The sequence below is a fragment of the Paenibacillus mucilaginosus 3016 genome (genome assembly GCF_000250655.1).
Taxonomy (GTDB): domain Bacteria; phylum Bacillota; class Bacilli; order Paenibacillales; family NBRC-103111; genus Paenibacillus_G; species Paenibacillus_G mucilaginosus.
Genome location: NC_016935.1, coordinates 3610666 through 3624645 on the forward strand (window position 1 = coordinate 3610666; position 13980 = coordinate 3624645).

11 protein-coding genes are annotated in these 13980 nt (G+C 64.6%); 5 read left to right on the forward strand and 6 right to left on the reverse strand.

Translation table 11 applies throughout. The features are described from left to right. Positions 1 to 3: 3 nt before the first annotated feature. The 6 genes from PM3016_RS15735 to PM3016_RS15755 all read right to left on the reverse strand — a co-directional run bounded on the left by PM3016_RS15735 (position 4) and on the right by PM3016_RS15755 (position 5261). Entirely contained in the window at positions 4 to 1056 is a 1053-nt protein-coding gene (locus tag PM3016_RS15735) for a phytoene desaturase family protein (RefSeq protein WP_337999637.1), read from the reverse strand. Beyond that, positions 965 to 1591, reverse strand: coding sequence for a phytoene desaturase family protein (locus tag PM3016_RS41135; protein WP_337999625.1), 627 nt, complete (start codon positions 1589 to 1591; stop codon positions 965 to 967). The genes PM3016_RS15735 and PM3016_RS41135 overlap by 92 nt, the downstream gene beginning before the upstream one ends. After that, a complete protein-coding gene (locus tag PM3016_RS15740; RefSeq protein WP_014370109.1) occupies positions 1564 to 2616 on the reverse strand; it encodes a glycosyltransferase family 2 protein in 1053 nt (350 codons plus the stop codon). The genes PM3016_RS41135 and PM3016_RS15740 overlap by 28 nt, the downstream gene beginning before the upstream one ends. A 157-nt stretch (positions 2617 to 2773) precedes the next feature. Then, positions 2774 to 3496: a lysophospholipid acyltransferase family protein gene (locus PM3016_RS15745; protein WP_014370110.1), complete on the reverse strand. Its 723-nt coding sequence runs from the start codon at positions 3494 to 3496 to the stop codon at positions 2774 to 2776. Then, positions 3493 to 4365: a carotenoid biosynthesis protein gene (locus PM3016_RS15750; RefSeq protein ID WP_013916653.1), complete on the reverse strand. Its 873-nt coding sequence runs from the start codon at positions 4363 to 4365 to the stop codon at positions 3493 to 3495. Before PM3016_RS15750 ends, PM3016_RS15745 begins: the two co-directional genes overlap by 4 nt. Then, a complete protein-coding gene (locus PM3016_RS15755; RefSeq protein WP_014370111.1) occupies positions 4359 to 5261 on the reverse strand; it encodes a phytoene/squalene synthase family protein in 903 nt (300 codons plus the stop codon). The genes PM3016_RS15750 and PM3016_RS15755 overlap by 7 nt, the downstream gene beginning before the upstream one ends. Positions 5262 to 5448: 187 nt before the next feature. Here PM3016_RS15755 and PM3016_RS15760 point away from each other — a divergent pair, with 187 nt between their 5' ends. Genes PM3016_RS15760 through PM3016_RS15780 form a run of 5 tightly spaced genes read left to right on the forward strand, consistent with a single transcriptional unit; the run spans position 5449 to position 13978 of the window. Next, positions 5449 to 6969, forward strand: coding sequence for a phytoene desaturase family protein (locus PM3016_RS15760; protein WP_013916655.1), 1521 nt, complete (start codon positions 5449 to 5451; stop codon positions 6967 to 6969). Then, positions 6962 to 8677 carry a phytoene desaturase family protein gene (locus PM3016_RS15765; RefSeq protein WP_014370113.1) on the forward strand — a complete coding sequence of 572 codons (1716 nt, stop codon included), beginning with the start codon at positions 6962 to 6964 and terminating at the stop codon, positions 8675 to 8677. The genes PM3016_RS15760 and PM3016_RS15765 overlap by 8 nt, the downstream gene beginning before the upstream one ends. Before the next feature lie 38 nt (positions 8678 to 8715). Beyond that, the gene (locus PM3016_RS15770) at positions 8716 to 11001 is read left to right on the forward strand and encodes a DEAD/DEAH box helicase (RefSeq protein WP_013916657.1); all 2286 of its coding nucleotides are present in this window, start codon (positions 8716 to 8718) and stop codon (positions 10999 to 11001) included. Beyond that, a complete protein-coding gene (locus tag PM3016_RS15775; protein ID WP_014370114.1) occupies positions 10998 to 13112 on the forward strand; it encodes a ribonuclease H-like domain-containing protein in 2115 nt (704 codons plus the stop codon). Before PM3016_RS15770 ends, PM3016_RS15775 begins: the two co-directional genes overlap by 4 nt. Positions 13113 to 13168: 56 nt before the next feature. After that, a complete protein-coding gene (locus tag PM3016_RS15780) occupies positions 13169 to 13978 on the forward strand; it encodes an Fpg/Nei family DNA glycosylase (RefSeq protein ID WP_013916659.1) in 810 nt (269 codons plus the stop codon). Positions 13979 to 13980: the final 2 nt, after the last annotated feature.

The window sequence follows — 13980 nt, forward strand, 5'->3', positions numbered from 1 at the left end:
GCGCTACCGGTGCCTCGCGGCGATCAGCCGGGCGGCGTTGATGCCGCTGAGCGTCACCATCGGCGTGCCTCCGCCGGGATGGGTCGACCCGCCGGCATAGTACAAGCCCCGGATGCGCCGGTCGGCGGGCGCGGGGCGGAAGAACGTCTCCCGCCAGCCGTGGGAGGCGGACCCGTACAGCGCTCCGCCGTAGGCGCCGGTACGCGAAGCGATATAGTCCGGGCCGAAGACAGCCTCCGCTTCGATGCGGGCTTCGAGCTCGCGGGCCGGCAGGCCCCAGGCTTCGGCGAGCCGCCGTACGATCAGGCTGCGGTACGTGTGCTCGCGCTCTCTTCGCGCGTCTTCCGCCGTCCCACCGGCGGGCTGCCCGTCCCGCGTGCGCCGGTAGACCGGCACCTCCGGCGGCACGTTGATCAGCACGTACAGGTTCGTGCCTGTGCCGTCCGCCGCCCGCTCCGGTTCCGTAGCGGAGGAGGCGCACACATAGAGGGCGGGCAGGGCCGGCCACTGCCGGTCACGGAAGATGTCGGCGAACTCGCTGCCGTAGTTCTCCGGATAGTAGAGGTTGTGATGATGCAGGCCGGGAACCCGGCCTTTCAGCCCGAACAGGCACAGAAAACCGGAGGAGGAGAGGGACGCTCCTTCGAAACGGGAGGAAGTCCGCCTTCCCCCTGCAGATTCGCGTGCCGCCGAACCGCCGTCCGTGATCAGCCCCCGGGTGGTGAAGTAGTCGGCGTTCGACACGACGAAGTCGGCCTGCAGCGTTTCGCCGCCGGCCTGCACGCCGCGGATCCGTCCATCCCGTTCCAGGATCGCTTCGGTCCTCACGCCGGTACGGATCTCGACGCCCGTCCGCCGGGCGAGCCGCTCCAGCGCTTCGACGAGGCGGTAGTTGCCGCCGGGGATATAATAGACGCCCCGCACAAGCTCCAGGTAAGCGATCATCGACAGGGTGGCGGGCGTCTCATATGGTGAGGAGCCGACATAGGTGGCGTAGCGGTTCATCATCGCCAAGAGCCGCGGATCGCGGAAATAGCGCTGGTGGAAGGCATCCATCCCGAGGAACGGATGCACGGACAGGAAGGCGGCTCCGAGCCGCGGGGAGACGAAGTCCTGCCATACGGAGAACGAGCGGGAGAAGAACTGTTCCTCCGCCGTCCGGTAGATCCGCTCCACTTCCATCAGATAGCGACAGGAACCCCTGCCGGTCTTCAGCACGGAAAGAGCAAAGCTGCTCTTCCATCCGCAGCGGATCGGCGGACAGGTCCACGGTGGTTCCGTCGGCGAAACCATTGCGGCTGTTCACCTCGAGCTTGCGGAACGAGAGCTCCGGGTCCAAGGGCTGTCCCGCTTCCCGGAAGACGCTCTCGAATACCCAGGGCATCGTGATGGTGGACGGGCCGAAATCGAAGGCGTACGCCCCGAGCTGCATCGGCTGCAGCTTGCCGCCCAGCGCTTCATTCTGTTCCAGCAGCGTGATGGGGTATCCCCGGGAAGCCAGCAGAATGGCCGCGACGAGACCTCCGATGCCTCCGCCGACCACGATGCCCTGCGGCCGCTTCTTCATGGCGTGTACCTCCTTCCTTTCCATACGTAATCGCGGCCCCGGAACGCAAGGAACCAGGAACGGACGGCGAGCAGCACCAGTACGGTGAAGCTGGCGGGGACGAGCAGGAACCACGGGCCTGGCACTCGGAAGTGCCGGTCGACCGCTGCCTTCTGCAGGGCTCCGAGCAGGAACACGGCAAGGAAGGCCAGGGCGGCCGGCCGTTCCCCGAGCGGCAGCAGGACGGCGGCTGCCGGGAGCGGCGCAATGTAGAACAGCGTGTAGAACAGCAGCAGCCCGGCGAGCAGCGGGGTCGAACGGCCGAGGCCGGGGAACAGGTTCTTCGCGAAGCCGTCCCAGATCTGTGCCGGGTGCCGGTACATCTCGCAGCCGGTGCGCTCCGTAATATCGCACAGCACGAGGGCTTCGCCTGCCGCCTTCACAGCCCGGGCCATCTCCATGTCTTCCACGAGGGCGCCGCGGAAAGCGGCATGGCCGCCGATCCGGTCGTAGACGTCCCGGCGGTACAGCATGAAGGCCCCGTGGGCGGCGGTGAACCTCGGGTCCCGGGCGCCTTCCACTCTGCGCAGGGGCAGGTGCAGCGCGATGACGAAGAAGAGCATCGGAAGCGTCAGCCAGCCGAGCGCATGCCGGGAGATCACCCGCGGGAAGCCGGTGAGCAGCCCGGCTTCCCGGGCCAAGGCCGTCCGCAGATGGGCGGCCAGCATGTCCGGATCGTGAACCGTATCCGCGTCGGTGAAGAGCAGCCAGCGGCCGTCCGCCGCCTCCGACAGCCGGTGGCAGGCAAAGCACTTGCCGACCCAGCCTTCCGGCAGGTCGGCTCCCTCCAGCACGCGCAGCTTCGGGTACCGGAGCTGCAGCTCCGCCAGCAGCTGCGGTGTGCGGTCCTTCGAGCCGTCATCGAGGCAGATGACCTCGAAGCTCGGATACTCCTGCCGGAGCAGGCTTTCGAGGCAGCGGACGATGTTGTGCTCTTCGTCTCGCGCGGGAACGAGGATCGAGACATGGGGGAGGGCATGGCCGCTTCCCGATCGGGAGGCCGGGGCCACCCGCGCAGATTATGGATCACCCAGACGGTGAGTACCGCCATGACGGAGGCAAGGGTGACCGGGAGCGCTGTCACATTGGTGACCTCCTTTCAAAGCTGCAAGATGGAAGATGGCGGGAATAGTAACAGCCGCCAAGCCAGGCAGAGAGAAGCTTGTCCTAAGCCCGGCGGAAGAAACGGGTGAACCGGTCCGAGGTGGAGCTCCTCCCGGCCAGCAGCGCGGTGAATCCGGCCGCCTCCCCGTGAATGACGCCCTGCCGCAGCGCATCGAGCCTGTCCGTTACGGCGTCTTCCACAGTCCGGGTAAGCTGCTGGCGCGAGGCGGCGGCCGGGAGCCGTTCCGCAGGAATCGGAGGGCCGAGGTCGGCGAACACCTCGGGTTTTTGATCCTGCAGGAAGCAGTAATAGAACGAGACGGGCACGACCTGAATCCCCGGCACTTCGCGAAGAAGGTAACCGATCCCGCTATGGAAGCCGAGGGGGCGCACGTCACCGTGACGGATATCCCCCTGCGGGAACAGCCACAAGGCCCGGCGCTCTCCCTCCAGTACGCCGGCCGCGTAACGCAGGGAGTCTTTTACGCCCTGCAGCGACCCGCGGTCCACGGAGAAAGCGCCGAGCCTGCGGAAAAAGCGGAAGCGACGCAGTCCTTCTTCGGACATCATCGCATAGAGCTCCTGGCCGAGAAGAGAGCGGTTCAGCTCCAGGGGCAGCAGCGCATCCCACCAGGAGCTGTGGTTGGCCGCGTACAGGGTCGGACGCACCGGGTCGATGCGGGGGTCTGTCCGCACGGAGATGCGGTGGAAGCTCCGCTTCAGCAGGTGCCGATTATAGACGGCGAAGAGCCTCTCGAAAGCCGGACTTTTGCAGGCGGGAATCATGATCGCCGCGGCACCTCCTTCGATCTCCAGAGGAAGAGGAGCAGGAGGAGGGCCACATTGAGACCGGCTGCCCACCAGAGGCCGCTCTTGACGGCAAGCGTCAGGAAGAGAGATTCGAGCGTCAGCAGCAGCAGCATCGGAATGAAGGTGCCGGTGCGGTCCGAGCCCGGGTGGTCTTCAAAGTATTCGTCATGCAGGTAATTCACCATGTTGAGGATGAGCAGGGAGGTGATCCACCAGCAGATGAAATTGCTGAGGGGCACCGAGTAGAACGACGCGTTCCAGGCGGCGTTCTTCGCGCTCTCCCAGGTCCAGTACCGCTGCTGTGCCGCGACGGGATCGAGCAGCAGGTCGATGGCCGTCACCATGGAGGCGGCCCATACCGCGGGCAGCCAGAAGCTGCGCCGCTTGGCGGCTTTCCGGGCGGCCTTGAGCTCCCGCTTGCCGGCAGAGAGCGACTGCTCGAGCGTCAGTCCCTTCCAGGCGCCTCCTGAAGGCGGTACGGGAGCGAACGCTTTGGCGATGATAAGCAGCATGCACCAGGCGAACGGAATCGCCAGAGGCACACCGAGCACGAGCGGGGCGAAAGAGAGCCCGTATTCATAGGTTCCGAACCACCTGGAGGTGTGCACCCCGATCCATTCGGCGGCATAGGAGACGCTTCCGCAGATAACGAAGAGCATCAGCGCCTGCCGGGCGCCGTATCTGCGCACATACCATACGAGAGCGGTGCTTCCGCCCAGGATCAGATACAGGCTGTTCGCCCACTCGAGCCAGGCGGGCAGAAGACCGGTGCTGACCAGAACATAACCGCATAAGAACCAGAAGATATAAAGAGCCGTGATCCGTACTACCCATTGGTTTACCATGTAAGCCGGCGTTCACCTGCCACTGCTGCCCTGCGTCTGCGCCAGGTGCTTGCCTGGACGAGCAGGGAGAGCATGATACTTGCCTTTTTCATATTGGAGACAACCACCCTCCCGCTGAACACATCCCCGTGCCGGTCCCGGCATTCCATGAGAATCTGCCGATAGATCGACCCTGCGGCTCCTAGAGCCAGACGCCCGTCCCTCGGGTAGTAGGCCATGGCCGATAACCCTTCGCGGTATTTCGTCTCCGCCAGATCCGCCAGATGACGGAACAGCGGCCGCCAGCCGGGAGCATGGACGCCTTGGCTCATATCCGATACCGAATAGCCGAACCTCTGCATCAGCGTGCGGGGGAGATAAACCCGCCCTCTTTCGTAATCCTCACGCACATCCCTCAAAATATTGGTGAGCTGCATGGCCGCACCCAGCTGCACGGCTGTGCGCCTCATCTCGTCCGTGACCGACGGGGCCAGAATCGGCAGCAGCATCTCGCCGACGGTTCCGGCTACGAGATAGCAGTAGTGCTCGAGCTCTTCCATAGAGTCGTACCGGACCTTGGTTAGGTCCTGCCGCTGGCCGGCGATCATGCCGAAGAACGGCTCCGGGTCCATGGGAAACGAGGCGAACACGTCCGCCAGCGCAATCCAGTGGGGGTGGTCGTCCGCAGCGCCCGCCAGCATCCGGCGGAACGCTTCTTCGAAGGTGGCCAGCTCTTCGCAGGCCGTATCGGGACGAAGGTCGACCAGATCATCGGCGGTGCGGCAAAAAGCATAGACGGCCCAGACCGCATTTCTTTTGTGAGCGGGCAGCAGCGAGAAGGCGCGGTAGAAGCTCGAGGAATGCCTGCGCACCACCCCTTCACATACAGCATATGCCGCAGATTGGTTCAGATTCATGGGAGCACCTCTATCGGGATGGGATCAGGGCAGAGAACACGGTTAACTGTGTCCAAACCTTGTACAAATAACGTTACACTTGGCATTAACCGAGAATAACATTATACTAACATTATACAAGATAGCCTGCAACACAAGGTAAGGTTCCCCGCGCTGTAAGATTCCCGTAGAGGAAAGGATGATGAGAATGGCTTCCCCAAAAATCATTGTGGTCGGCGCCGGCCCCGGAGGGTTGTCCGCCGCCATGCTGCTCGCTGCCAAAGGCTATGCGGTCGAGGTGCTGGAGAAACAGCCGGAGCTCGGCGGCCGCACTTCGGCCGTCAGGCTCGGGGAGTACCTTTTCGACCGGGGTCCCACGTTCCTGAACATGCCTCACATTCTCGAGGAGTTGTTCGCGGAAGCCGGACGCAGCGTGCACGATTACGTGCGGCTTGCGGCGGTCGAGCCGTTCTACCGTCTGCTGTTCGGCGGCTCCCCTTTCTATGTATATAAAGATAGTGGACAAATGATACGGGAAATCACACGGATGTTTCCCGGCAACGAGAAGGGGTACCGGGAGTTCATGCGCCGGGAGAAGGAAAAGCTCGAAGCGCTGATGCCCCTCCTGCAGAACAAGCATGATTCCCCGTTTGATTACCTGAAGCCGGCCTTCCTTAAGGCGCTGCCGAAGCTGTCGGTCACCCGGTCTCTGTACGACTGCCTCACCGATTACTTCGATGACGAACGGCTGAGACTGGCGTTCACGTTCCAGGCCAAGTACCTCGGCATGTCGCCGTGGGAATGTCCCGGAGCCTTCTCGATCCTGTCTTATATGGAACACGCGTACGGAATTTATCACCCGATAGGGGGCGTGCACCGGATCTCGCATGCGATGGCCCGTGTTGTCCGGGAATACGGCGGCCGGATCCGGCTCGGTACGGGCGTGAAGCGGCTGGTGACGCGGGGAGGCCGTGTGACGGGCGTTATGACGGAGGCGGGGGAGACCCTGCCGGCGGACGAAGTGGTGATCGGCGCCGACTTTGCGCACGCGATGAAGCACCTGCTGGAGCCTGGCGTTTCGGCCAAGTATGGGGCGGAGCAGCTGAAGCGCAAGCGCTACTCCTGCTCGACGTTCATGCTGTACCTGGGAGTGAACCGGACCTATGATCTGCCGCACCATTCCATACTGTTTGCGGAGGACTACCGGCGCAATGTCGAGGAGATCGCCAAGGCGAAGGTGCTCTCTGAAGATCCAAGCGTCTATGTGCAGAACCCGTCGGTTACGGACCCGACGCTTGCGCCGCCCGGCAAGTCGGCGATCTACGTGCTGGCCCCCGTGCCGAACAATACGAGCGGCATCGATTGGGAGCGGGAGAAGGCCGCCTTCCGCCGCAAGGTTCTGGATAAGGTGAGCCGTGAAGGAGGGTTCGAGGATCTCGAGCAGCATATCGAGGCGGAGCACATGATTACGCCCCGCGATTGGGAAGCGGATCACCATGTATATGAGGGAGCTACTTTCAATCTCGCCCACAATCTCGGGCAGATGATGTATCTGCGGCCGCACAACCGGTTCGGGGAGCTCGAGAATGTGTGGCTCGTCGGCGGGGGCACCCATCCGGGGAGCGGGCTGCCGACCATTATGGAATCCGCGCGGATCTCGGTACGGGGGCTGGTGGAGAAGCTGGGTGCCGCCCGGACGGCGGAAGGAGGGGAGCTGCGGCATGGATAAGCGGGGCATAGGCAGGGGCAGGAGTGTCTCCTGGAAAACGGCGGTTGAGCATTCGGAGTCCAAAAGAGCCGCCGCGGTCAAGGGGCATTCGGCCGGTGGGGATGCGGTCCTGAGGCAGCCTGCTGCGCGGAGCGGAAGTCCGGCGGTGAAGCGATCCGAGGAACCGGCGGGAAGCCTTCCGGCCCCGGGAGAACGGTCCCGGACCGGGCGCCCGCTCGGCGGTTCTTTCGCACAGCGCCGGGTGGCGGTAGCGGGCGGAGGCATCGGCGGCCTGACCGCCGCCCTGCTGCTGTCGCACCGCGGGTATCAGGTCACGGTGTTCGAGCGGACCGGCCGGCTGGGCGGGCGGATGGCCTACGAGAGCGACGGAGGGTTCCGGGTCGACCAGGGCCCTACCATCGTACTCCTGCCGGGGATGCTTCGCAGCATTCTGGAGGAGGGCGGGCTGGACCTTCCGGCCATGGGTCTCGTGCCGGTCGACCCGCTGTACCGGATTCATTTTCCGGATGGGAAGGTTATGACGAAGCACCGGAGCGCCGAGCTGCAGGCCGGGGAGATCGAGCGGCTGTTTCCTGGAGAAGGAGCCTCCTTCCGCCGGTACATGAAGGAGATGAAAGAGAGGTTCGAGGCCGGGCGGGCGCAGTTCCTCGAGAAGGACTTTGTGCGCCGGCGCGATTTCTGGACGATCCGCAATGTGAGGTCGCTGATGAAGCTCAAGGCTTACCTCAGCGTGCGCAGGGATGCGGCCCGTTACTTCCGGCACCCGCAGCTCCAGGAGGCCTACTCGTTCCAGACGCTGTACATCGGCGGGAATCCGGACACGACGCCGGCGCTGTACTCCCTTATCCCTTACTCCGAGCATGCGGATGGAATCTGGTACCTGCAGGGCGGCTACGCCGGGCTTATTGGCAGGCTGGAGGAGACGCTGCGCAGCCGGGGGGTCACGATCCGCACGGGGACACCGGTTGAGGAAGTGCTTACGCTCGGCAGGAGATGCATCGGCGTCCGGGCGGGGGGCGAGAAGCTGGCGTTCGAGCATGTGGTGCTTAACGGCGATTTTCCCGGAACCGCCGCCCTGCTCGGCGAGCAGGAGAGGGGAAGGGCCGCTGCGCGGAAGTATATTCCTTCCTCCGGCTGCCTGCTGTTATACCTGGGGCTGAACCGGACTTATCCGGAGGCTTCGGTGCATCAGTTCTTTTTCATTGAGGGCTTCCGGGACATGCTCGCCTCCGTCTTCGTGAAGGGGGAGCTGCCGGCGGACCCGTGCATCTATGTATTCCATCCGTCGCTGATCGATCCGGCGCTGGCGCCCCCGGGTAAAAGCGTCCTGTACGTGCTCGTTCCCGTTCCTTCGGGAGGCGGGGTGGATTGGTCGGGGCGGGAGGCGGTGGTGGATGCGGTCCTGCGCTCCCTGGAGCGGCGCGGCTTCCCCGGCCTGCGGGCGGCCGTGGAGTGGATGAAGGTGCGGACGCCGGAGGATGCGCTGGCGGAGGGGCTGTTCGGCGGCGGCAGCTTCGGCATCGCTCCGAGCCTGCAGCAGTCTGGCGTGTTCCGTCCGCAGCTGGCTCCGTTCGGCATCGAAGGCTTGTATGCGGTAGGCGCCTCGGTCCATCCAGGCGGCGGGGTGCCGGTCGTCATGCAGGGAGCGAAGCTGCTTGCGGATCATATCTTAAAAAAGGATTGTACGGCGAACATGCATTCGATATAATGGGAGGTAATGCTCACGAGTAAAGGAGCGGAACTCTCATGAATCCACTGACAGGCAAAGTGTCTTCCATAGATGAAATGCTGGATCTCATCCGGTCTACGCCCGAGATCATGAACCAGGTGTCTTACTGGCACACTATTCCCCCCCGGGAGGGGGCCTACGAGCCGTTCCCTGACGGGCTGCATCCGCAGCTGGCCGAGGCGCTGGCTGCGCGGGGCGTCTCGCAGCTGTACACCCATCAGGCCCAGTCGTTCCGCGAGGTGGCGAAGGGCCGCCATGTCGTGACGGTTACGCCGACGGCTTCGGGCAAGACCCTGTGCTACAACCTGCCGGTCGTGCAGGGCATACTGACCGACGAGAGCGCCCGGGCGCTCTATTTGTTTCCGACCAAAGCCCTGGCGCAGGACCAGGTGGCGGAGCTGCAGGAGCTGGCGAACGTCATGGGGGCGGATATCAAGACCCATACGTATGACGGCGACACGCCGCCCGCCGTACGCACGGCGATCCGCAACGCGGGCCATATCGTTGTGACGAACCCGGACATGCTGCATTCGGCGATCCTTCCCCACCATACGAAGTGGGTGAAGCTGTTCGAGAACGTGAAGTACATCGTCATCGACGAGGTGCATACGTACCGGGGCGTGTTCGGCAGCCATGTCGCCAACGTGATCCGGCGCCTGAAGCGGATTTGCCGCTTCTATGGCTCGAACCCGCAGTTTATCTGCGCCTCCGCAACGATCGACAACCCGAAGGAGCACGCGGAGCGGCTGATCGGCGAGGCGGTATCGCTGGTGGACAACAACGGGGCGCCGGCGGGGGAGAAGCATTTTGTGTTCTATAACCCGCCGGTGGTGAACCAGCAGCTCGGCATCCGCCGGAGCAGCGTGCTTGAGACGCGCAAGATCGCCGGGCTGCTGCTGAAGCAGGGCATCCAGACGATCGTGTTCGCGAGAAGCCGCGTCCGTGTGGAGATTCTGCTGACGTACCTGCAGGAGCTTGTTGTGAACGAGCTCGGCTCAAAGTCGATCCGCGGCTACCGGGGCGGCTACCTGCCGAAGCTGCGGCGGGAGATCGAGCGGGGGCTGCGCAGCGGGGAGATCCGCGGAGTCGTCTCGACCAATGCGCTCGAGCTCGGCATCGATATCGGGCAGCTGCAGGCGTGCGTGCTCAACGGCTATCCGGGGACGATCGCCTCCACATGGCAGCAGTCCGGCCGCGCCGGACGCCGGCAGGAGAGCTCGGTCACCTTCCTCGTGGCGAGCTCCAATCCGCTGGATCAGTACATGATCCAGAATCCGCGTTTCTTCATCGAGCGTCCGCCGGAACGGGCGCTGATCGAGCCGGACAACCTGATCATTCTCGTCGATCATGTGAAGTGTGCGGCGTATGAGCTGCCGTTCGAGGCAGGGGAGAAGTTCGGCGGGGAGTCGCTGAAGGACATTCTCGAATTCCTCACCGAGGAGCGCATCCTGCACCGGGTGAAGGACCGCTGGCACTGGATGGAGCAGTCGTTCCCGGCGCACGATATCTCGCTGCGCTCGGCGGCGCAGGAGAATTTCATCATCATCGACATGACAAGCGGCGCCAAGGTCATCGGCGAGGTCGACCGCTTCAGCGCGCCGACCATGATCCACGAGGAAGCGATCTATATCCACGAGGGCGTGCAGTACCAGGTCGAGAAGCTCGACTACGAGGAGAAAAAAGCGTACATCCGGGAAGTCGACGTCGATTACTTCACCGATGCGTCGCTTGCGGTCCAGCTGAAGGTGCTGCATGTGCAGCGCGAGGCCGTCGACCACGGGCTGAAGCGCCAGTTCGGCGAAGTGACGGTGAATGCGAAGGCGACCATCTTCAAAAAGATCAAGCTCCGCACGCACGAGAACATCGGCTCGGGGCCGATCCATCTACCGGAGGAGGAGCTGCATACGAGCTCTTACTGGTTCACGTTCGACGAGGAGGTGGCGGCGCAGATGTCGGTGAACGACATGCAGTTCGCGCTGCTCGGCCTCTCCAACGTCCTGGTGCACATCGCCCCGCTGTATCTGATGTGCGACCCGCATGACATCCGCGTCGTGCCGCAGGTCAAGGCGGTGCACAACAAGCAGCCGACAATCTTCTTCTACGACCGCTATCCCGGCGGCGTAGGTCTCAGCGAGCGGCTGTACGAGGTGCACGGCCAGCTGCTCGCCGAGGCGGAGCGGATCATCTCCTCGTGCGGCTGCCTCAGCGGCTGCCCGGCCTGTGTCGGGCCGATCGAGGAGGTCGGGCTGACCGGCAAGCAGCTCTCGCTCGGGCTTCTGAAGCGGCTGGGAGGTACACGATGAGCTCGCTGCGGGATAGGCTGCTGCGGCATCTGAAGCCGGGAGCGGCGTCTGGCGAATCCCAGGCTGCGCAGGCACAGGAAGAGGCGGCGCCGCAGGCGGGCAGCTCGGCGGGCGGAAGGGCCGACGCTGACGGGCTCTCCGGTGGCGCAGCGGGGGCTGAGGTCGGGGCGGAGGCTGAAGCCGTTCCTGCTGGCGTGGTGACGGCCGCCGCCTACGAGAGCGGTATGGATAAGGAAGCGGCCGATGCGAAGACGCCTAGTAGGGAGTCAGGCACGGCCACAGGGGCTGCAGCTGTGCTTAGCGAGCCCCCCGGAACCGAAGCCGGTGGTATCGCTGAAGGGAGCTCAGCGCCGGATGACGAATGGCACGTCATCGGGGCAGGAATGGCCCGGGCCGAGTGGGGTGAGTTCGTGCTGCGGCGGCGCACGTACAGCGGGGAGGACATGCACGGCACCTCCGAGCTCGGTGCGCTCGCCGGACGGGCGCGGGCGCTTGCGGCGCTGCTGACGGAAGGGCCGTGGAGCAGAGGGGCCGCGAGTGAGCCTGTTGACAGGCCGGAAGACGGAGCGGAACCCGAAGGGCTCCGCCGTGGGCGTTCCGAAGAGAAGCAGGGAACTCCTTCAGGGGAGTCCGCAGACCCGCTTCCAAGCGATCCCGTGTACGGCAGGCAGACTGACGAATGGCATCAGCAGTTCCTCTTCCTCGACACGGAAACGACAGGGCTCGGCCATGGCGCGGGCAACGTGCCGTTCATGATCGGCATCGGCTTCTACGAAGGGGATTCCTTCGTCGTCGAGCAGATGCTGATCCGCCATCCGGGCGAAGAGGCGGCGATGCTCGGGTATCTGCAGGAGAAGCTGCGGACCCGCCCGATCCTCATCTCCTACAACGGCAAGTCGTTCGACTGGCCGATTGTCCGCAACCGGTACATCATGAACCGGCTGCGCATGGACCAAGAGCCGGCTGCGCATCTCGACTTCCTGTATCCGTCCCGGCGGCTGTGGAAGCACACCCTGCCGTCATGCCGGCTGGGGCTTGTGGAAGAATTGCGGCTCGGCGTGCGGCGGGACGGGGACGTACCCGGCGCGATGGCGCCCGTCCTGTATTTCCGCTACCTCGCCGAGAAGGACCCGCTCGTGCTGCAGGGCGTCTTCCTGCACAACGAGCTCGATGTGCTCTCCCTCGCCGGGCTGGCCGTCCTGTTCGCCCGGCTGCTTGAAGGCAGCCTGAGCTGGAAGGACGTCCGCGCCTACGGCACGGAGGAGTGGTTCCGCCTTGGCCTGTGGCTCGAGAAGGCGGGGCTGGCCGAGCGGGCGGACGAAGCGCTGCTCGCCTTGGCGGACGAGCTGCTGGCAGGCGGCTCTGCAGGGGGGGAGGCTGATTCCGTTCCCTTGCCGTTGGCTGATGCCGGGAGTGCAGGCCCTTCGGCGCCGGAGCCGGCAGATACGGGCACCCACGCGGGGACGCACGGGGAGCAAGAGGCGGGGGCCAGCCCAGCCGCCGAGACCACTCCGGCCTCCCGCCGGGACAGCCGCACGGCCTCCCGCCCGGCGGAGCCTGCCTCAGGCCTGCCGGCGGAGGCGGAGGACGCCGCGGATGGCGTACCTTCGCCGCTGCTCCCGCTCGCGCAGTATATGAAGCGGCGGGGGCGCTATGGGGAAGCCTGCGCGCTGTGGGAGCTGTACCTTGAGCTGAAGGAGGGCCGGAGGACCGCATCGCTTGAGCCCTGCATCGAGCTGTCGATGTATCACGAGCATAAGACGAAGCGGTTTGATCTGGCCCTGGCGTATGCCCGGCAGGCACAGGACCTGCTGTGGAGACGCGGCGCGCTGACGCGAAGCAGCAAGCGCAGACCCGCGCGGGCAGCGGGGACGGCGGATGCGGAAGAGGCGGCGCTCGCGAAGCGGGTGGAACGGCTCGAACGCAAGGCGCTGCAAGCAGAGACGGTGCGCCGTTCCTCGCCTTCCTCGCGGAAGCAGCGTTCTGCAGCCGATGGGGCGGGCGTTCCCGGCGGATCGGGTGAAGCCCGGCGTCAGCGCAAGCGGGGAACAGCGGCCGGAGGGGAGCAGCTCTCCTTGTTCGGGGATGCCGGAGAGGGAGGCAGCGTATAATTGTTCCCGTTTCGGGCAATACAAGGGAAGATCTGTCTGTAGAGGAGACCTGTCCCATGCCCGAGCTTCCCGAAATGGAGAATTACCGTATTCTGCTCAGCGGCCGCATCACGGGCCGGACGATCACCGGCGCCGAGATCGGCCGGGAGAAGTCCATCAACGTGGCGCCCGAGCGGTTCCGCATGGATGTGATCGGCTCGTCCGTCCGTGTCATCGAGCGCCGTGCGAAGCACCTGCTGTTTCATCTGACAACAGGGAACGTGCTCGTGCTGCACCTCATGATCGGCGGCATTCTATATTACGGCAGGCTCGAGGATCAGCCGGACCGTACGATACAGGTGCGCATCTCATTTGGGGATGAGCATCTGTTTTTTATTGGACTGCGCCTCGGCTACCTGCACCTGCATACGCCGGAGGAGACGGCCGAGCTGATGAAGAAGCTCGGACCCGACCCGTTCGACCCGGAGCTGACCGAGGAAGCGTTCGAGCAGCGGCTGCGCCCCCGCAAGGGGACGCTCAAGAGCAATCTCGTCGACCAGAGCGTGCTGGCCGGCATCGGCAACTGCTACAGCGACGAGATCTGCTTCATGGCGAAGCTTCTGCCTTCCAGGCGTCCGGCCACGTTATCCACTGAGGAATACCGGAAGCTGCATGCCTCCATGCGGGAGGTGCTGACGGAAGCGACCCGGTACGGCGGCTATATGGAGATGCCCTTGTACCCGGGCGATCCCTTGACCGGCGGATTCGATGCCCGCTGCCGTGTGTACGATGCGGAGGGCAAGCCGTGCGAGCGGTGCGGCCAGCCCATCGTCCGGCAGGAGGTCTCGTCGAAGAAGTCGTTCTGCTGTCTGAACTGCCAGCACTGACC